Origin of the sequence: Tahibacter sp., assembly GCF_032229445.1 — a bacterium.
In the GTDB taxonomy this organism is placed as follows: Bacteria; Pseudomonadota; Gammaproteobacteria; order Xanthomonadales; family Rhodanobacteraceae; genus Tahibacter.
The window spans coordinates 1-20188 of record NZ_JAVTWC010000009.1 but is presented as its reverse complement, the minus strand read 5'-3'; the positions used below and the strand labels follow the sequence as shown (position 1 = coordinate 20188).

General features: G+C 67.4%; 16 protein-coding genes. 7 read left to right on the top strand and 9 right to left on the bottom strand.

Annotated features, from left to right (window positions below):
* From RUU78_RS02715 to RUU78_RS02695, 5 genes are all read right to left on the bottom strand, one after another.
* Positions 1-4612: glucoamylase family protein (locus tag RUU78_RS02715; protein ID WP_313913411.1), on the bottom strand; the 4612-nt coding region annotated here is incomplete at its 3' end.
* Between the two features lie 257 nt (positions 4613-4869).
* Positions 4870-5514 (bottom strand): BON domain-containing protein, encoded by a 645-nt coding sequence (locus RUU78_RS02710; RefSeq protein WP_313913410.1) that lies wholly within the window; start codon positions 5512-5514, stop codon positions 4870-4872.
* 229 nt (positions 5515-5743) lie between these two features.
* Entirely contained in the window at positions 5744-6298 is a 555-nt protein-coding gene (locus RUU78_RS02705; protein ID WP_313913406.1) for a lipocalin family protein, read from the bottom strand.
* Complete coding sequence (locus tag RUU78_RS02700; protein WP_313913404.1) at positions 6295-6846, bottom strand: DUF2878 domain-containing protein; 552 nt, start codon at positions 6844-6846, stop codon at positions 6295-6297. The genes RUU78_RS02705 and RUU78_RS02700 overlap by 4 nt, the downstream gene beginning before the upstream one ends.
* Positions 6847-6997: 151 nt before the next feature.
* Positions 6998-7744: a hypothetical protein gene (locus RUU78_RS02695; protein WP_313913402.1), complete on the bottom strand. Its 747-nt coding sequence runs from the start codon at positions 7742-7744 to the stop codon at positions 6998-7000.
* A 930-nt stretch (positions 7745-8674) separates the two neighbouring features.
* Between RUU78_RS02695 and trxC the strand changes: the two genes are divergently transcribed.
* Complete coding sequence (trxC, locus tag RUU78_RS02690) at positions 8675-9112, top strand: thioredoxin TrxC (protein ID WP_313913400.1); 438 nt, start codon at positions 8675-8677, stop codon at positions 9110-9112.
* A 160-nt stretch (positions 9113-9272) separates the two neighbouring features.
* On the opposite strand, the gene RUU78_RS02685 is transcribed toward trxC, so the two are convergent.
* A complete protein-coding gene (locus RUU78_RS02685) occupies positions 9273-10478 on the bottom strand; it encodes a citrate synthase family protein (protein WP_313913398.1) in 1206 nt (401 codons plus the stop codon).
* Between the two features lie 251 nt (positions 10479-10729).
* On the opposite strand from RUU78_RS02685, the gene acnD reads away from it, so the two are divergent.
* Positions 10730-13327, top strand: coding sequence for a Fe/S-dependent 2-methylisocitrate dehydratase AcnD (gene acnD, locus RUU78_RS02680; RefSeq protein WP_313913396.1), 2598 nt, complete (start codon positions 10730-10732; stop codon positions 13325-13327).
* 316 nt (positions 13328-13643) lie between these two features.
* Positions 13644-14828 (top strand): 2-methylaconitate cis-trans isomerase PrpF, encoded by a 1185-nt coding sequence (prpF, locus tag RUU78_RS02675; RefSeq protein ID WP_313913394.1) that lies wholly within the window; start codon positions 13644-13646, stop codon positions 14826-14828.
* A gap of 4 nt (positions 14829-14832) precedes the next feature.
* On the opposite strand, the gene RUU78_RS02670 is transcribed toward prpF, so the two are convergent.
* From RUU78_RS02670 to RUU78_RS02660, 3 genes are all read right to left on the bottom strand, one after another.
* A complete protein-coding gene (locus tag RUU78_RS02670) occupies positions 14833-15681 on the bottom strand; it encodes a DMT family transporter (protein ID WP_313913392.1) in 849 nt (282 codons plus the stop codon).
* A 109-nt stretch (positions 15682-15790) separates the two neighbouring features.
* Complete coding sequence (locus RUU78_RS02665; RefSeq protein WP_313913389.1) at positions 15791-16030, bottom strand: helix-turn-helix transcriptional regulator; 240 nt, start codon at positions 16028-16030, stop codon at positions 15791-15793.
* On the bottom strand, positions 16030-16530 hold the full coding sequence (locus RUU78_RS02660; RefSeq protein WP_313913387.1) for a DUF2975 domain-containing protein: 501 nt from the start codon (positions 16528-16530) through the stop codon (positions 16030-16032). The genes RUU78_RS02665 and RUU78_RS02660 overlap by 1 nt, the downstream gene beginning before the upstream one ends.
* Before the next feature lie 97 nt (positions 16531-16627).
* Here RUU78_RS02660 and RUU78_RS02655 point away from each other — a divergent pair, with 97 nt between their 5' ends.
* The 4 genes from RUU78_RS02655 to RUU78_RS02640 all read left to right on the top strand — a co-directional run bounded on the left by RUU78_RS02655 (position 16628) and on the right by RUU78_RS02640 (position 20153).
* On the top strand, positions 16628-17542 hold the full coding sequence (locus tag RUU78_RS02655; protein WP_313913385.1) for an ABC transporter ATP-binding protein: 915 nt from the start codon (positions 16628-16630) through the stop codon (positions 17540-17542).
* On the top strand, positions 17539-18339 hold the full coding sequence (locus tag RUU78_RS02650; RefSeq protein WP_313913383.1) for an ABC transporter permease: 801 nt from the start codon (positions 17539-17541) through the stop codon (positions 18337-18339). Before RUU78_RS02655 ends, RUU78_RS02650 begins: the two co-directional genes overlap by 4 nt.
* A 256-nt stretch (positions 18340-18595) precedes the next feature.
* On the top strand, positions 18596-19459 hold the full coding sequence (locus RUU78_RS02645) for a hypothetical protein (protein WP_313913381.1): 864 nt from the start codon (positions 18596-18598) through the stop codon (positions 19457-19459).
* A gap of 352 nt (positions 19460-19811) precedes the next feature.
* Complete coding sequence (locus tag RUU78_RS02640; RefSeq protein WP_313913378.1) at positions 19812-20153, top strand: hypothetical protein; 342 nt, start codon at positions 19812-19814, stop codon at positions 20151-20153.
* Positions 20154-20188: the final 35 nt, after the last annotated feature.

Sequence of the window (20188 nt, the reverse complement as noted above, 5' to 3'; positions counted from 1 at the left end):
CGAGAATCGGATCGCTGGCCCGCTGTCCGGCGGCGCGCGGCACGCGCACCTGCAACAGCAGCAGCGCGGACTGGACTTGCGGGTCGGCCTCGAAGCGGCGCTGCATGGGCCGGTCGAGCAGCACGTGCGCGATGGCGAGCAGGCTCATGCCCTGGTGATGCGCCATGAACGACCGCACCACAGCGCAGCGTTCCCCGGGCGGCAGGCGTGTCGTCGTGTAGTCGATCGCCTCGTAGTAGCCGTAGGGCGTGAGCCAGTGCTGCTCGGCCTGACGCTGCAGGTTTTCCGCCGCCGCATCGGGCGCCACGAGCAGGGCAAGGGCGGTCGCGTATGGCGCGATCACGAGTTCCTTGGACAGGCCGCGCTGCAGACCCAGGCCCGGCACGCCGAACGCGCGATACTGATAGTTCTGCGCGGCATCGGTCAGGTGATAGCCGCATTCGGAGATGCCCCAGGGCACGTCGCGCTCGTTTCCGTAGTCGATCTGGCGCGCCACGGCGACGCGTGCGGTATGCGCCAGCAGCGATTTCGGATAAAGCGGCATGACGAGGTTCGGCATCAGGTACTCGAACATCGACCCGCTCCACGACAGCAGCACCGGCGTGCCGCCGGTCTGGGTCAGCAGCCGGCCGAGCGAGAACCACGCCTTCTGCGGCACCTGACCCTGGGCGATCGCGACGAAGACGCCGAGACGTGCCTCCGAAGCCAGCAGGTCGTAGTAACCCGCATCACGGCGATGGTCGTTGACGTTGAAGCCGATGCTGAACAGATCGCGGCCGCGGTCGTAGAGGAATTCGTAGTCCATCACGGCGAATTCGGCCGCGCGCGCGGCCAGCTGTCGCGATGCCTCCAGCCAGCCGCGCGCGGCGGGCGAAGCAGCGGCGAGCTCTTCGAGGCAGGCCCCCGGTTTCGTTGAGAACAGCAGGACTTCTTCCAGCGCGTCGCTGCACTGGTCGACCAGCAGCTGCGCCCATTCGATGGCGGCGTCCTCGTCCGTGAGCTTGTCGCGCAGCGCTGTGGCCAGATCGAGCAACTGCGTCAGCTCGGTGGCGAGCGTGCCATCGCCGGCCTGGCGCGCCTGCTCTGTCGCCGTCGTCGTGCGCAGCAGATGTCCGACGCTGGCCTGCAGCGCGGGCGGTGCAAGGCTGTGCAGCACGCGGGCGGTGTCGTAAAGCCCGTCGACTACGCGCGCCTGCGCCGGTGTGTAGCGGCACAGGGCCAGCAGTCCCTGGCGCAAGGTGAGCAGGTGGCCAGCGAGATTGCCGCTGTCGACGGTCGACACGTAGCGTGGATTCAGCGGCGCGAGCGTGCGGGTGTCATACCAGTTGAGCAGGTGGCCGCGGTAGCGTTCGAGTTTGTCCAGACTGTCGAACGTGGCCTGCGTGCGTTGCAGCAGGCGCCGCAGCGACAGATAGCCGAAGTCGTGCGCGACCAGGCCCGCGAGCAGGCTCAGGCCGATGTTGGTGGGCGAAGTGCGATGCGCGACGACGTCGCCGGGCTGCTGCTGGTAATTGTCCGGCGGCAACCAGTTGTCGATCGGACCGACATGGCGCTCGAAGAAATGCCAGGTGCGCCGCGCAACGTCGCGCAGCAGTGGCTCGTGGCGTGGATCCAGGCGCGCCTGCGCCGCATTCGGCGCGCGGCTCGCCTGCCAGGCGAGCGACGGCGCGACCGCCCACAGCAGCAGGATCGGCAATGCCGCAGGCAGGGCGCCCGGCTGCAAATGCAGCAGCGCGACGGTCAGGCCGACCGCGCTCAGCGGAGCGATTGCCATGCTGCGCCACTGCTCGGCGAGACCATCGCCGCCGCCGCGTTCCACCACGCTCGACGGCGTCCATTCGAGCAGGCGTCGACGTGAAACATGCCGGCGCCATAGCGTGCGCATGATCGCGTCGAGCGTCACGGTGGCCTCGAACGGCAGGCACGCGAGCGCGAACAGGTATTGGCCGAGGCGTTTGCCCGTACTGGCAGCGACGAACTTCAGATGCGCGCGCCAGCGCGCGTCGGACGGTTTGCGCAGCGCCGCGAGCAGCGCTTCCACCGGCACGGGTGCGAGCGTCAGCAGCGCCACGCCGATGGTCCAGGCGACGGCGCCCGGCAGCAGCAGCCAGCCCAGTACGAACAGCAGGAACTGCGCTGGTATGGCGAGGCTGCGGCGCAGGTTGTCGAACACCTTCCAGCGAGACAGCGCGGACAGCGGATTTTTCTCCGTACCGCCGTCGCCGAGCGGAACGCGCGGCAGCATCCACTGCGCGATCTGCCAGTCGCCGCGTATCCAGCGATGCCGCCGTTTGATGTCGGAGCGATAGCTCTGCGGGAAATTCTCGAACACCGCCACGTCGCTGGTCAGGCCGGCGCGGACGTAGCAGCCTTCGAGCAGGTCGTGGCTCAGGATGCGGTTGTCGGGCAGCCGGTGCGACAGCGCCTGTTCGAACGCATCGACATCGTAGATGCCCTTGCCGGTGAACGAGCCTTCGCCGAACAGATCCTGGTAGACGTCCGAAACCGCGCGCGTATACGGGTCGAGTCCCGGATCGCCGCCGAACAATGTCGCGTACGCCGACGCGCCGGCCAGCGGCAAGGTGGTGCCGACGCGCGGCTGCAGGATGCCGTAGCCGGACACGACACGACCGCAGGTGGGATCGAAGCGCGCCCGGTTGAGCGGATGGTGCATGGTCGCGACGAGCTTGCGCGCGATGTCGTGCGGCAGGCGCGTGTCCGCGTCGAGCGTGATCACGTAGCGCACGCCGCGGAGCCGCTCGACGTCGCCGACGACGCTCGAGAAGCGCTGGGCGGCATCACCGCGCAGCAGCGCGTTGAGGTCGCCGAGCTTGCCGCGCTTGCGTTCCTCGCCGATCCACGCGCCCTCGCCGGCGTTCCAGCGGCGCGGTCGATGCAGCAGGAAGAAGCGCGAATCGCCGTCGGCATAGCGCCGGTTGAGACGATCGATGCCGGCGGCGGCGACGGCGAGGATCGCTGCATCGGCTGGCGTGTGCTCGCAATGCGCATCGGGGAAATCGCTGAGCAGCGCGAAGTGGAGACGGTCGGTGCGATTGGCGAGATAACGGATTTCGAGGTCGTCGACTTCTTCCTGCGCCGCATCGGTATCGCCGAGCAGGGTCGGTACGACCACCAATGCCGTCGCGTCGGCTGGAATTCCGCGCGAATAATCCATGCGCGGAAGCATCTGCGGCGCGGCCGCGAATCCGGCGAGCCAGTTCGCAACCACCACGGCGAGCTGGCTCGTCGCGATGGCCAGCAGCACGCCCAACGCGATATTCCAGTGCGGCGGCATTGGCAGGCCCCACAGCCACACCAAGGCGGCGGAGAACGCGGCCGTCAGCGCGACGATGACGCCGAGATAGATCGAAACCGGCACGCGTTGCAGGGTAGGGCGCAGGCCGACGCCGCGCTCCAGCGTCGCCAGACCCGCGTCGACGAGGTAGTAGCCGACGTGTGCCTGCGGCGAATCCGGTGCGCCAGCGTGCGCGGCCGCCGTGGCCAGCTTCACCGCCAGGTCGGCGACTTCCGCTTCGGCCCGCGCAGCCTTGCGCGCGACGCGCTCGACCACATGGCGATAGGCATCGCGCGTCGTGAAGCTCATGTCCGCGTAGATATCGGCCGGATCCGTCGCGAGGATGGCCTCGATCTGGCTGAGCCCCTCGACGAAGGCGCGCCAGTCGGTCGACAGCAGCAGGCGCAGGCTGCCGATGCTGTTGCTGATCGACATCTGGTCGGCAGCCTGCTGCTGGTTTTCCGACTGCACCAGCTGCTCGATCGTGACGCCGGCCTCGGCCAGACGCTGCTCCAGCCACGATACCGGGAGTGCCAGCGAGGCACTCTGGTTCTGCAGGCGCTGCATCAGCTCGGCGACGAAGGAACTGCTTGCCGGCGGATCCGAACGGGCCATGTCGGCGACGGCGAGGATCAGGCTCTTGGGATCGTGCGCGACGATCTCGGCCATGCTCTCGCCCCAGGCGGCGGCCAGATCGCGGTGGTGCCGGTCCTGTGTCACGCGCGTGGCGACTCGGCGCAGGTTTTCGACCAGGGCCAGGCGCAGCATGATCGGAATCGCCCACAGTTCGCCGAGACTCAGCGGCGCCGTGCGCTGGTAGGCGGCGACGAAGCGGTGCAGGCTGTCCTGGTCGAAGCGGCCGTCGCCGTGGGAGATCGCATTCAGCGCGATGTCGTAGATGCGCGGCAGCCCGGCGGACATGCCATTGGCCAGGCGCGGCAATTGAAAACTGTAACCTTTCGGAAAGTGCAGCCTCGCGGTACGCAGGTGTTCGTCGATGAGGTAGTAGTTGTCGAGCAGCCACTCGCTCGCTGGCGTGACGCGGCGGTTCTCGCGAATCGCGGTCGACAGCAGGGCGCAGGTGCTGACGAGTACGGCTTCGTTCTCATCAAGCCGCTCGAGCAGCCGGTTGCGGCCGCGTCCGGGCTGTACGCGGTGGAACGCGGCCAGCGTGCGGCCGTGTTCCTCCATCTGGTCGGCGCTGAACAACTCGGCGCGCAGCGGCGACTCGGCGACCTGGCTGCGGCGTGCCTTGTAGCGCGCGCCGGCCAGCAGCGTGACGAGTCTGTCGCGGATCTTTCTGAGCGAATCGTTCACCGGTGTCCTTGCAGGTCGGCGCGGGTTGCGGGAAGGACAGGACCCACCGTCCTGCCCGGCCAAGGCGCGGTAGGCCGGAAGTGTCGGCAACCCGGTGTTGAGATATCGAGAAAGTCAGGCGCGCCTGCGGGCCAGCCTCGTCCGGCAGGCGCGGCAGCGGTCAGGCCGTCGTGGGTCGGTCGTCACTGCGGTGGTCGCTCCGTCGACGCCGCGCCGCGAGTTCGGGTCCGCGGCATGCTGCGGCATAGCCGGCGCATCTACTTGGCGACGAGTTCCGCGGCGCTGGCCGACTGCACGCCAAGCGTGTCCTTGGCGAGCGCAAGCGCGGAATCCCGCGCCGCGGCCGAGGCGATGGTGCCGCGCAGGGAAACCCTTCCGTCAGCGCTCTCGACTGCGATCTGGCAGGTATCGATGGCGCGTGAGAACGACAAGGTATAAGTGAGCGCGGCGGCAATCCAGGCGTCGGAGCGGAGCTTGCCGTGGTCGCGCGCGCGTTCGGCATCGCGCGTGACGACAATTTCACGCGCGGTGTCGGTCACGGGCGCCCAGTCGTTCACGTCGAGCTGGTTGTTCACGCGCTCCACACCGTAGGTGTCGCGTGCGACGTCGCCGACGAGGAGGCGTTGTGCTTCGCTGCGCACGAGTCCGCGAATTTCGGTCACGCCGCCGCGGGTGACCAGGCGCACGTCGGACGCGTCGATCGCGGAACTCCAGTCCAGGCGCGACTGGATCGCGGAAGTGGCGGCACTGTCGCTGACGACGCCGTCGCAGCGACCTTGCGGCATCGCCATCGCGCTGGCGGCCGCTGCAGCGCCCATTGCCGTCGCGGCAGGCATGAAGGCCAGCGCAAGGATCGTGAGCAGACGTAGGGCACCGAACCGTCGGGTTCTCGAATGAATCATGACTGTGTCCGCCCGCGTCGTGAGGAATGTCGTGCGCGCGATAGCCGCCAGGAGGGGTTCGATCATCCGCGAACAACGGGATGTCGAAGGGTGCGGCGGCAGAGTAACGTGTGCGTCTCTGCGCTCACCGTACGCTGCGGACAGCGAGCGCGCAAGTGCTGCTGCGACGAAATATCGACGAACGCCGATAAGATATTAGTGTAACTATTGCATAGTTATTTATGTTTCATCATGGGCGATCCGTCTCCGCGTCGACGCTTTCCGGCCATTGCTGCGGCACGCGCCGGACGCGATCCGGCGAATAGCCGAGGTCGGTCAGTTCCTGCAGGAGCTCGGCGTAGCGCGCCTCGGGCAGCGTCGGCGTGCGCGCCATGATCCACGCGTAGTCGAGCGCGCTGCGGCCGATGATGGTCTGCTGGTAGTCGGGAGCAAGGTAGGACACGACGTACTCGGCGCGGATCGGCCAGATGAACTGCATGCCCCAGACGGCGTTGCCGGTATCCGGCACCACGGTGCCCTTCGGCCGCAGGATCCGCAGCGGGCCGTCGGGTGCGTTGCGATAGCGGAAGGTCGTCGCGATCGAGCCGTCGCTCGCCAATGCGTAGGTCTCGATCGCGTTGTGTGCGTGCCGTTCCGTCCGGCTCGGGATATGCGCGATGACGTACCAGTCGCCCATGAAACGCGGCAGATCGACATGCTCGACGGTGCGTATCGTCACCGGGCGCGCGGCGCAGGCGCTCAGCAGGAGCAGGGACAGTACTGTCGCGGCGGCTTTCGGCATCATCGTGATTCTCCGTGAATGGGTAGGGCAGCCTTCAGTTCGCGATCGCTGCGGCGCCAGCGGTGCGCCAACTGCGTCAAGGCGGGTAGTGCCAGCGCCCAGGCCAGCGCCAGTGCCGCAATGGCGCGCCAGTCCGGCGCCATGAACACGACCGCCTCGAGACGCTGGGCTCCAAGATAGGCGAGCGGCCCGCCGACTGCGCCGAGCAGCACTGCCACCAGCGGATGGGTCTGCAAATAAGCGAGCGAATGGTCGATGGTCAGCGCGAACGCGGCCCAGATCGCGAGGATCCACAGCGGAGGCCAGGTGGGAACCTGGGCGGAATAGGCCAGCCAGCCGCTCGCGGCCAGCCCGCCGTCCATCAGCGCGCCGGCAGCCAATGCGCACAGCAGCAGTCGCGCGTCGGTGGAGCGACGTCCGTGCAGGCCGAAATGCACGAGCGCGAACAGCGCGGCGGCGACCAGTGCAGGCCATGCCCGCCCGCGCGCAGCGCCGAGCACGGCCGCGAACCAGACCGCCTGATAGCCCAGCAGGTTGAACCAGAAGCGCATGGTCAGATTTCCAGGTGAGGTTGAGGCGCCGAAGGCGGCGACGTGTGCGATGCGGCCGTGGCGGCGGACGCGATCGTCGCGGGGAGAACGCCACCGCGCCGGAGAATTGAATCCCGCAAGGAAAATTCAACGGGATCTGGCCGTGCCGCCATCAGCCGCTGCATCGCGTGGCGAGCTGTGCCGACTGGGCCGCCAGGACCTCGGCGGGCGAGGTGGCGACTGCCTCGCTGTCTGGCGGAAACACGACGTCGACCGACTGCCGCTTGCCGCGCTCGTCGCGGATCGTGCTGACGCCGGCAAAGCGCAACAGCCGCCGGTCGCTGTTGCGATAGGTCAACGTGATTTCCGGTAGCGCGAACGCGTACCAGGCCGCCGCACGCAGGGTGAACTGCGTGGTCGGCCCGGATACTGCGCTCGAGGTCTTGCGCAGCACGAGTTGCATGAAGTTGAAATCGCTGGGCAGCAGGAACGTGGCTGTCCGCGGCCGGCCCTCGACCAGTTCCGTCCAGTGCGTGCGCACGAACGCGTCGAAACCGGCGTCTACGACGGCGTCGGCACCGAGATTCACCGATTCGCGCTGCTCCGGACTCGTCTTGGACGGCTGCCAGTACACCTCGCGCGCGTTGGCGCTGCGCCGCACCCCTTCGCGGTAGCCGTCGCGCTCGTCGATGAACTCGAAATCGGGTGCTGCGGTGTTGGCGTCGCCGGACAACCGTTTGCGTGCGAACGGCTGGCCGTCGGCGCAGCGGTAGAGCACGAGCCAGTGTGGCTGCCCGGCTTCCGTGTAGCGCCAGTGCGATTCACGATAGGCCACGTCCTCGCTGCCGCGACGGTATGCGATGCCGTCGTGACGCCGGACGTCGTCCGCTGCGCCGGCGGCCGCCATCCACGGCGTCATGCACAGCGCGCAAAGGCCGCAACGAACCCACATTCGGAGCGTGTGGCGAGGATTGTCGACTGGATCCACCGATCGGTACCGCGCTGCCGGGACGTGAAGTCCTACGCAGGCGAGTCGCTTCCGGATGCAGCGGCGCTGCGCAGCGCGACGTTCCATGTAGCCGTGGCCGATGATGGCCGTGGCTAGCCCGCCTTTCTCACACCCCTTCTACTGCGGCCGCCGATCCGCTCGCCCTGACGCGCGCTGCTCCTCGGCTACGCCTTCGCCGTCACTGAAGTCCGCGGCGCGCATCAGTACGGCGTATCGACGGCCTCGGTACTAACGGGTGTGAGAAATGCGGGCCAGAACAGCGTGGGGCGCAGGGCCATGGAAATGGTCATCCCGGCAGACCGGCCGTTCGCGAGCGGGCTAGACCCGCAAGTGCGGCGGGTGCGGCGCGGACGACGGGCAGGCTCGAGAACAGGACCACCACGGAACACGATCATGCTGCCCGGGCCGCTTCGCGACTGGGTTCTCGAGACAAAAAAAAGCCGACCCGGACAGGGGCGTCCGGGTCGGCGACTTGCGCAGACTTACAGCTTGGCGCGCGTACGCAGGGCGCTGCGGAGGCGGTTCTTGCGACGACGGGCGCGTGCACGTTTCATGGGTGGATCCTCGGGGTCGAAAAGGGTCGCGATTGTCGCACAGTCGCCCGTTCGGCGCGCGCGGGTCGGAAACCAGGCCAAATCCGAAGCGAATCAGCCGTTTGTTTCGTCAACGCCGGCCTGGCGCAGTGGCGCCCAGGTGGGCGCAACGGCGAGTGGGTCGCGTCGCCCGCCGATGTTCGGGCTGGTGCGGCCGACCGACCTTGTCAACGGTCGTTCGACACCGCACATGGTGGGCTGGCGCCACCGCCTGGCGTCCCTGCGCCAGGCCCGTACGGAGACTCCGATGAGTGAAGCACTGCTGGTGGCGTGTCCGCACTGCCACACGCTCAACCGCGTACCGCACACACGGCTGGCCGAAGCGCCGGTCTGCGGTCGCTGCGGCAAGCGCCTGTTCGACGCGCACCCGGTCGCGCTCGATGCCGCCAGTTTCGACGTCCACGCCGGCCGTGCCGAACTGCCGCTGCTCGTCGATTTCTGGGCGCCCTGGTGTGGCCCTTGCCTGACCATGGCACCGCAATTCCAGGCCGCTGCCGTGCAGTTGGAGCCGCAGCTGCGACTGGCGAAGGTCGACACCGAGGCAGTGCCGGCGCTGGGTGCGCGCTTCGGCATCCGCAGTATCCCGACGCTGGTGCTGTTCCGCCACGGGCGCGAGCTGGCGCGCCAGTCCGGTGCGATGAGCGCTGCCGACATCGTGCGCTGGGTGCGCGCGCAGCGCGGCTGAACCCGCGACGGCGCCTTTTGGCGCCTGGAGAAATCAGACCGCGGCAGCGGCGGCGCCTGTCGGATGTCGCTGCCGTGCGCATGGCCATGCTGCGGAAAGCCCAGGACCGCGCGAATCGGCGCGTAGCGCGTGCCTCGCTCACGCAGAACGCCCGCGTCGATCAATCGCGTGGAGCGTCGTCGGGTTGCGCACCGGTGTACTGCGCGCGCGGGCGGATCAGCCGGCCCTGCTCCTGCTGTTCCAGCGCATGCGCGAGCCAGCCGGCGAGCCGGCCGGTCGCGAACAGGACGAGGGCCGAGATCACGGGCAGGGCATACAGATGGCATAGCGCGGCCAGGGCGAGATCCAGATTCGGACGCAATCCGCTGGCGTCCTCGGCGCGGCTGATCAGCGCATCCAGTTCGCGCATCGTCGGACGGCCGTCATGCTGCTCGCGCAGCAGCGCCAGCAACGCGGCGGCGCGCGGATCCCCGTGTGGATAGAGGGCGTGGCCAAATCCCGGCAGATCGTCGCCGCGCTGCCAGCGCGCAGCGATGGCGTCGCCGCCGGCCTCGATCACGGCGTGGGCGCGCGCCGTCGCACCGCCGTGGCGCGGGCCGGACAGCGCAGCCAGGCCGCTGCACACCGTTGCGTGCAGATGCGCGCCGGTCGATGCGACGACGCGCGCGGCAAACGCCGACACATTCAGCTCGTGCTCGGCGCACAGCACCAGCGCCGTGCGCACGACCTCAATCAGTCTTGCATCGCCAGGCGACCACGCCTCGGCGAGCTGGCGGTGCACTGGCGCTGCGGCCGTCGCACCGCCGATCAGCAGCGCCGCGTTCTGGCGCAGCAGCAGGGCGGCGATGTCCCGGCGCACGGCCGGGGACAGGCTGAACGAATGACGGACCTGGAGCCCCAGCAGCGGAATGGCGGCCATGGCGCGTTCCAGCGGTGGCAGCGTGGTGTCGCCGGCGAATGCTGCGACGCTCGCCGGCCAGGCAGCGCTCGGTACCGTCGCGAACGGATCGGCGGCGCCGCACTCCCACAAGGTGCGGGCAACGTCTTCCAGTGTCGCGCCGCTACGTGCTGCTTCGATCGCGGACCGGCCGCGGTAGTAGGGACCTTCAGCGCGGATCAGCGAGATGCGCGTCTGTAGCACCGGCAGGCCCCGGTCCAGGCTTTGCGCCGCGCCCCCGGCCGCGCCGCGGCCGGCACGCCGGCTCTGCGCCAGGCGCTCGACCTCATCGCGCCGATAGCAGCGGCTGCGATGGTCTGGCCCCGGTCGTGATTCCAGCAGGCCACGACTCACATAGGCGTAGAGCGTTGCCGCGCTGACGTCGAGGATCCGGCAGGCCTCGTCGGCGCGAATCAGGTCATGTTCCATGGATACAGATTGATTGTCCCGATCAAGATTGATCAATAGGTCGGAGGATGCCAGATTGCCGTTCACGCGCATCGCGAGGATGAGGCGCCGGCAGGATCGCAAACACATCGGCGCATACGACCGATCAAGAAACGCCGTATCCCGCGCCGAGGCGAGGGCAGGGCTATGATCGCCGCCCCGCAGCTTCGCTCTCCGCACGCGTGCCGTACGCACCCGTGGCCCGCCCATCCTGCTTGCCGAGTCAGCCAGCCATGAACACAGCCCACCGCAAACCGCTTCCCGGGACCGCACTGGACTACTTCGACGCGCGTGCCGCGGTCGATGCGATCAGTCCAGGTGCCTACGCCGGCCTGCCCTATACCTCGCGCGTCCACGCCGAGAATCTCGTGCGCCGCTGCGATCCGGCGCTGCTGACGGCCGCGCTGACGCAGCTCATCGAGCGGCGCCAGGATCTGGATTTCCCGTGGTTCCCCGCGCGCGTGGTCTGCCACGACATTCTCGGGCAGACCGCGCTGGTCGATCTGGCGGGACTGCGCGATGCGATCGCCGACAAGGGCGGCGACCCGGCCCAGGTCAATCCGGTCGTGCCGACGCAGCTCATCGTCGACCATTCGCTCGCGGTGGAGTTTGCCGGCTTCGACCGCAACGCCTTCGCCAAAAACCGCGCGATCGAAGACCGGCGCAACGAGGACCGCTTCCATTTCATCGAATGGACCCGGCAGGCGTTCAAGAACGTCGACGTGATTCCGCCGGGCAACGGCATCATGCATCAGATCAATCTGGAGCGGATGTCGCCGGTGATTCACGCGCAGGATGGTGTGGCGTTCCCCGACACGCTCGTCGGCACCGACAGCCACACGCCGCATGTCGATGCGCTCGGCGTGATCGCGATCGGCGTCGGCGGCCTCGAAGCCGAGAGCGTGATGCTCGGCCGCGCCTCGTGGATGCGCCTGCCCGACATCATCGGCGTGGAGCTGACCGGCTGCCCGGCCGAAGGCATTACCGCAACCGACGTGGTGCTCGCGCTGACCGAATTCCTGCGCAAAGAGAAAGTCGTCGGCGCCTACGTCGAGTTCTACGGTGAGGGCGCCAGCGCGTTGACGCTCGGCGATCGCGCGACCATCTCCAACATGACGCCGGAATTCGGCGCGACCGCGGCCATGTTCTACATCGACGAACAGACCCTCACCTACCTGCGCCTGACCGGCCGCGAAGACGCGCAGGTGAAGCTGGTCGAGACCTATGCCCGCGTCGCGGGCCTATGGGCCGACGATCTGAAGACCGCCGAGTACCCGCGCGTGCTCACGTTCGACCTCTCCGGCGTCGTGCGCAACATGGCCGGCCCGTCGAATCCGCACAAACGCCTGCCGACGTCGGCGCTGGCCGAACGCGGCATCGCCGCGCCCTGGGAGGAAGTGCCCGGGCAGATGCCCGACGGCGCCGTCATCATCGCCGCGATCACGAGCTGCACGAACACCTCCAACCCGCGCAACGTCATCGCCGCCGGCCTGCTCGCACGCAATGCGAACGCGCGAGGCCTCGTGCGCAAGCCCTGGGTGAAGTCCTCGCTTGCGCCGGGCTCCAAGGCCGTGCAGTTGTATCTGGAAGAAGCCGGCCTGCTGACAGAACTGGAAACGCTCGGTTTCGGTATCGTTGCTTTCGCCTGTACGACCTGCAACGGCATGAGCGGCGCGCTCGATCCGGCGATCCAGCAGGAAATCATCGACCGCGACCTCTACGCCACCGCGGTGCTGTCGGGCAACCGCAACTTCGATGGCCGCATCCACCCGTATGCAAAGCAGGCCTTCCTCGCGTCGCCACCGCTGGTCATCGCCTACGCGATTGCCGGAACCGTGCGCTTCGACATCGAGAAGGACGTGCTCGGGCTCGACGCGGGCGGCACGCCCGTGCGGCTCATCGACATCTGGCCCAGTGATGCGGAGATCGACGCGATCGTCGCGAGCAGCGTCAAGCCCGAACATTTTCGCAAGGTCTACGAACCGATGTTTCGCGCCCGTGTCGCGAGCGGCGAGACGATCAGCCCGCTGTACGCATGGCGTCCGCAGAGCACCTACATCCGCCGGCCGCCGTACTGGGAAGGCGCGCTCGCCGGCGAACGCACGCTGCGCGGCATGCGTCCGCTCGCCGTGCTCGGCGACAACATCACCACCGATCATCTGTCGCCGTCCAACGCGATCCTGCTCGACAGCGCCGCCGGCGAATACCTCGCGCGCATGGGCCTGCCGGAAGAAGACTTCAACTCCTATGCCACGCACCGCGGCGATCACCTGACCGCGCAGCGCGCGACGTTCGCGAATCCGAAACTGGTCAATGAAATGATCATCGTCGACGGTGCAGTGAAGCCCGGTTCGCTCGCGCGGCTGGAGCCGGACGGAACCGTCCTGCGCATGTGGGAGACGATCGAAACCTACATGGAGCGCAAACAGCCGCTGATCATCATTGCCGGTGCCGACTACGGCCAGGGTTCCTCGCGCGACTGGGCCGCCAAGGGCGTGCGCCTGGCCGGCGTCGAGGCGATCGTGGCCGAAGGCTTCGAACGCATCCACCGCACGAACCTGATCGGCATGGGCGTGCTGCCGCTGGAATTCAAGCCGGGCACGGATCGCAAGACCCTGGGCATCGACGGCACCGAGACCTTCGACGTGACCGGCGTACGCCGCGCGCGCGCGGACCTGAACCTCGTCATCCGGCGCCGCAACGGCGACCTCGTCGACGTGCCGGTGACCTGCCGCCTCGATACGGCCGAGGAAGTCTCGATTTACGAGGCCGGCGGCGTGCTGCAGCGTTTTGCCGAGGATTTCCTTCAGGCGTCCACTCGAGCTGCCTAATGATCGTTTCGTTTACGTCGCCGGATGCGAGCACCGACTCGGCAACGAGAATCTCCAAAGAATGCTCGGTCAGCGGGGACAGACAGTCGTAGCCGTGAAAGCCCTCCCCTTCAAGGGGAGGGTTGGGTGGGGATGGTGTTGACGCTACCCCGTTCCGGGGTAGAACGCTGTCCATATCACGCGCGCTGTTTTCTCCATTGCGTCGAACTTCACGCCGAGCACACCATCCCCACCCAGCCGAACCCTTCAAGGGGAAGGCTCAAGACCAGGCTCTCGGCTTAGCCGGGGCTTCCGCCGGAAAAAGGAACACATCCACATGTCGCATCCCCCGCAAATCCGCATCGCCGCCACCTACATGCGCGGCGGCACCAGCAAGGGCGTGTTCTTCCGCCTCGAGGATCTGCCCGAGGCCGCGCAGGTCCCCGGCGAGGCACGCGACCGTCTGCTGCTGCGCGTGATCGGCAGTCCTGATCCGTATGGCAAGCAGATCGACGGCATGGGCGGCGCGACCTCGAGCACCAGCAAGGTGGTCGTCCTCTCGCGCAGCGAGAGGCCCGGCCACGACGTCGATTATCGCTTCGGCCAGGTGGCCATCGACCAGGCGCTGGTCGACTGGAGCGGCAACTGCGGCAATCTCACCGCCGCGGTAGGCTCGTTCGCGATCAGCAACGGCCTCGTCGATGCCGCGCGCATTCCGCGCGACGGCATCTGCACGGTACGCATATGGCAGACGCAGATCGCCAAGACCATCATCGCCCACGTACCGGTCACGGATGGTCTGGTGCAGGAAACCGGCGACTTCGAACTCGATGGCGTGACCTTCCCGGCGGCCGAGGTGCAGATCGAGTTCCTCGATCCGGCCGATGACGGCGAGGAGGGCGGGGCGATGTTCCCGACCGGCAATCTCGTCGACGATCTCGACGTCCCCGGCGTGGGCACGCTGAAGGCGACGCTGATCAATGCTGGTATCCCGACGATCTTCGTCAACGCGCAGGACCTCGGCTACGACGGCACCGAACTGCAGGGCGCGATCAACGAGGATGCGAAGGCGCTCGCGGTGTTCGAGACGATCCGTGCCCACGGCGCCGTGCGCATGGGCCTGATCCGCGACGTCGCCGAAGCGGCGAAGCGGCAGCACACGCCCAAGGTGGCATTTGTCGCAAAACCGACAACGTATGCATCGTCGAGCGGCAAGCCAGTCGCGGCCGGGGACGTCGACCTGCTCGTACGCGCGCTGTCCATGGGCAAGCTGCACCACGCGATGATGGGCACGGCTGCGGTCGCGATCGGCACCGCGGCTGCGATTCCCGGTACGCTGGTCAACCAGGCCGCCGGCGGCGGCTCGCGCGAGGTCGTGCGCTTCGGCCATCCCTCCGGCACGTTGCGCGTCGGTGCGCAGGCGCACGAGGCCAACGGCGAATGGACCGTGACGCGCGTGAGCATGAGCCGTAGCGCGCGCGTGCTGATGGAAGGCTGGGTGCGGGTGCCGGTGGAACCCTAGCACTTCAGCGCGAGCGCTCGCGCGCGGCGAGCACCAGCGCAATGCCGCCGAGCACCGCGACCGACGCGATACCTAGACGCAGCGTCAATGGCTCGGCGAGCAGGGCCACGCCGGCAACGGCGCTGAGCACCGGTACGCTCAACTGCACGGCCGAGGCACGCAGCGCGCTCAGGTGAGGCACGGCCTGATACCAGATCGTATAGCCGATGCCCGACGCGACCGCGCCGGACATCGCAGCACACAGCGCGCCGGACGCGTCGATGCGCAGGACCGGCACAAATGGCACCGCGGCCGCGACGACGATCGGTACGGCGCGCAGGAAGCTGCCGGCGGTGGTGTGCAATGCATCGGCAACGCCGCGGCCGAGCACCGTATACCAGGCCCAGGCCACGCCCGCGCAGACCATCACGAGCGCGCTGCCCAAATGCGGCGCGGTGCTGCCCGGCAACAGCAGGAACAGCAGTCCGGCGATGCTCGTCGTGAAACCGCACAGCGCCAGTGCCGACAGACGTTCGCCTTTGCACAGGCCATAGCCGAGCAGGCTCGATTGCACCGCACCGAACAGCAGCAAGGCGCCGCTGCCGGCGCTGAGCCGCACATAGGCGAACGAGAAAGCGACGGCGTACAGGCTCAGCGCGGCGGCACCGGCCCAGCTGCCGGCCGCACGCGGGCGTTCGTGGCCGCGCAACCAGACCAGCACCGCGAGCACGACCGCGCCGGTGACGATGCGCACGACGGTGAAGCTCGCCGGATCGGTCGCCGTGCCCTTGAGCGCAAGCCGGCACAGGATGGAATTGCCCGCGAAGGCCGACATGGCCAGAGCGGTGAGTAGCGCGAGGCGTGCTCTGTTCATTGCGTGGCTTTCGCAGGAATGTGGTGGTCGCGCTGGTGTTCGCGGTAACGAGACCGTGCAGCGATCCTGCGCCGCGCCCAATACCGGCCAGCGATGGATGCGGGCGCGGCTACTCGGCGTCTTCCGCCGGGTCCAGGTCCGATGCGTCCGGATCGTAGACGATCAGGTCGCCCGGTTGGCACTCGAGCGCTGCGCACAGTTTGGCCAATGTGGAAAAGCGTACGCCACGCACCTTGCCCGAGCGGAACAGCGACAGGTGCGTTTCGCTGACGCCGATCTGTGCGGCGATCTGCTTTGCCTTGAGGCGCCGTGCGGCGAGCACCTCGTCGAGCCGGATACGGACAGGCATCAGAAGATCTCGTCGAGTTCGGCTTCGAGGGCCGCCGCGCGTCCGAACACGCGGGCGATGACGGTCAGCAGCAGTCCCAGCGCGCCGAGCACGAACCCGGACACGTCGAACGCGATCCAGTAGCCGGGGCCGGCGCCGAGTGCGCGCTGCATGCCGGGGACGACGAACACGCCGATGAACGCACCGGCTGCCAGCACTACGCCGATGCGGTCGAGCATGCGCGTCATGGTCGGTGCGTACAGCTGACCGCGCGCAAATTCCGCGAGCGCGCGGCGAACACCGTCGAGCGCGAGCAGGTAGAACACCTCCGGGATTGCCGCGACGCCCTGCACCGCGAGCGCCTGCCAAGCGGCGGCGTCACCGTGCGCGACCACGCGCAGGCCCGCCGCGCCGAATCGCTCGAACAGCAGCAGTACCCAGAGCACCGCCGCCAGGCCGGTCACGAACGGCAGCAAGGACGCGCTCCGGGCGCGGATGGAGACAATCTGCAGATTGGTCATGGATTTGCCATTATTTAGTTATAACTTAAATTTCCATGGTGATAATCTAAGTCTAACATCAATTTTTGACGCCCCCATTCGCCATTGGATCACCCGCATGCTTTGCCTCGAAACCGTCGACCTGTGCCATCACTACGCGCCTGACGAGGCTGTCCTGGACACCATCGCACTGGCCGTGCCCCAGGGTAGCGTGTACGGTTTTCTGGGCCCGAACGGTGCCGGCAAGACCACGACGCTGCGCCTCGTGCTGGGGCTGATCCGAAAGCAGCGCGGCGCGATCACGATCTTCGGCCGCAGTCTCGACCGGCACCGCGTCGACATACTCCGGCGCGTCGGTTCGCTGATCGAAAGTCCGTCGCTCTACGAACATCTGACTGCTGCCGAAAACCTCGCTTTGCTGCAGCGTATCCATCGCGTGCCGCGGCAGCGCATCGGTGCGGTACTCGAGCGTGTCGGGCTTGCCGGCACACGCCACAAGCGCGTCGGTCAGTTCTCGCTGGGCATGAAGCAGCGGCTGGGCATCGCCGCGGCGATGCTGCACGCGCCTGAGCTGCTCATCCTCGACGAGCCGACCAACGGACTCGACCCGAACGGCATCATTGAGATGCGAGACCTGCTGATCGCGCTGAACCGCGAGCAGGGTACGACCATCCTCGTGTCCAGCCATCTGCTCGCCGAGATCGAGCGCTTCGTAACGCATGTCGGCATCGTGCACCGTGGCCGTCTGTTGTTCCAAGGCACGCTAGCCGCGTTGCGGCACGAACGCCAGCCGGTTGCGCCGGTCCTGCTGCACACCGCGGACGCTGTCCGCGCACTGCGCGTCCTCCTCGAATCGGGCATCGCGGCCGAGTCCACGGCGCACGGCATCGTGATGCCCGCGATGCCGCCGCCACAGATCGCGGCGGTCAATCGCAGTCTGGTCGAGCACGGTATCGACGTGCACGGCATCGGCACCGACGGCGGCGATCTCGAATCGATCTTCATGGACCTCATCGGGAGCCGCGCGGCATGAGATCACTGCGTTTCGAATCGGAATTCGTCGATGCCTTGGTTTGCGAATGGCTGAAGAGGCGGCGCAGCTTGGCCGCCTGGCTCGTCGCCGGCGGCGCATTCTTCACACCAGCGATCATCACGGTGGTGCGGCTGATCCGCCACGCGCAGCTGCCCGCGCTCTACGCGGATCCGCTGTTCTGGACTTCGCTGTGGCGCAGCGCCTGGGAATCGATGGCGATCTTCTTCGTGCCGATGGCGGCCATCCTCGCGACCAGCCTGGTCGTGCAGATCGAGGTCCGCAACAACGCCTGGAAACAGGTGCACGCGCTGCCGCTGCATGCTGTGACGATCTTCTTTGCCAAGCTCGCCGTCATCATGCTGATGCTCGCGCAGTTCTTCGCGCTGTTCGTACTGGGCATCTATCTGTCGGCGCTGCTGCCGTCGCTGCTCATCGGCGGCGTGCCGTATCCGTCTGCGCCGCTGCCGCTCGGCGAATTCGCCGCCGACACGACGCTGTATTTTCTCGACTGCCTGCCGATCGTCGCGGCGCAGTACCTCATGAGCCTGCGCTTCAACCATTTCCTGGTGCCGATCGGCATCGGCTTCCTGGCCTGGATCGGCGCGCTCGCTGCGCTTTCCTGGCAGCACGCCAACCTTATTCCCTACGCCTACACGATGCTCGACTACCTCAAGGACAATCCGGCCGCGCGCGTGACGGTGTCGACGTCGGGCATGCACCTGTTCGCGGTTGCGTGGTTCGCGGCATTCACTTTGGCGGGATATGTCCTGTTCGTGACGAAGGCGAACAAGGGATAGGCGAGCGTCACTGTGCCGTTCGCGCGAGCGGCACGCCGCTTGCTGATCCGTAACCAGTCTGACGCTCGGTCTCGCCAGTCCGCAGTCATTGGATGGGGTTTGCTGGCGCAAGGGTCGGCGGCCGAACCGCCTTAAAGGTACAACGCCCTCTTGCCGCTCGGCGGCAATGACTTCCGTCACTTACTAGTGTTGTACATCAGTACAACACTAGAGCTCCCACGAGAGGAGTACCGCGATGAAAATGAAAGCGTTGTCTGTGAGCCTGCTGTCCGTGATCCTGGCTGGAACCAGCTCCGCGCTCTGGGCGAACGAAGTTGCCCCTGCCCGCGCGCCTGTCACTCACGTCGCCAGCGCCACCGCGCCGGATCCGGCGGTTGAGATCACCGAGCTGGCGCGACGGTTCCGGGCCGGCGATCTGGCCGGTCTGGCCGAGGGACTGACGCCGCGTTCGCGCTGGGAAGCGGCGCGACAGGCGTTCGCGATCGCCTCGAACAAGCCCACGACTGACACGGAACGCGCCCGTTTCGCCGAGAAAATTCGCCAGTTCACGGCGCCCGATGCCGTGGACCAGCTGATGCTCACGCTCGAACCGGAGATGACCAAGGCGCGGCCGCAATTGGCGGGCATGACGCTGATGGCATTGGGCGCCATGCAGGTGGCGATCAAGTCGCCGGATACGAAACTTACCGAGGCGCAGCGGCAAGCCCTTGAAAGCGCGCTGCCGGGAATCCAGCGATGGGCCAGCAACACCGATTTCCTCAGCCCGGATTCGATGCGCCGCGCACTGACCGTGCTCACGGATGCAGCACGCCGCACGGGTATCACCGACATCGACCAGCTCAAGACGCTGCCGCTCGAAGGCGTGCTGGAACGAGCCGGCCCGATGCTCGTCGCGGCGAAGGAGGCCGTGCGAACCTACGGCATCGACCTCGACGCGGTTGCCGATTCGCTGAAGGTCGATGTGCTCGCTCTGGGCAAGGACACGGCCCGCGTGCGAACCACCGTTACGCTGTTCGGTGCGCCGGTGTGGGCGGAGCACGATCTGGTCCTCGTGGAAGGCCACTGGTACGGCAAGCATGTGCTGGCGGAGTTCGACCACGAGGACGCGATGGAGGGTTGACGCCCGCCGGTAGATTCCGGACCTGCGCCCAGTAAACGCGGAGTCTCGATGCAGCACTCGGTGCATCGAGGCTCTGCGCACAACCAATGGGCAAGCACGGCTCGGGCCGCGATCCCCGCCGACTTCATGCCGGCGCTTCGCTGCATTGACTGCATTCGTATGTATCGAGCCGGTGCATGCATGTGCGTATGAGGCGCTGACGCGCGCCGGGGACGGGCCAGTTCATGCAGGACACGGGGCCGCGGCAGCGCACGACGGACCGTGGCATGCTCAGGCACTGGAGAGCGGCCCACGCGTGCGGCGCTTCCCGTTGTGCGTGATCCACTGTTCGCATCGCTCCCACGGAATCGCCATGCCGATACGACCCACAGTACCGCCGCTGCTCTGGGAACCGGCGCCGCCGGGTATTGAAACGCAGGGTGCCAGCGCGCAGGGCGCGGCTAATCTCGCCGAAACTGCGTTGTGGCGCTACCACCTGTGCTATTGGCACGAGCACCGGGCGCAGGACGAAGTGATCGTCACGGTTTCGTTCAACGGCGATCCTCTGTCGGACACGACAGTTGCGCCGGACGGCGCGCCGCCGCGCATCGACTATCAGCTCACCGTGCAACTGGACTTCAGCGACGACGGTGAAAGCATCGAAGCGCTGCGATTGACGCGCGAACCGGATCAGGCCCGAATGGCACTGACTTAACGCCAACCCTCTGACCGCAAAAGCAAAGCCGGCTC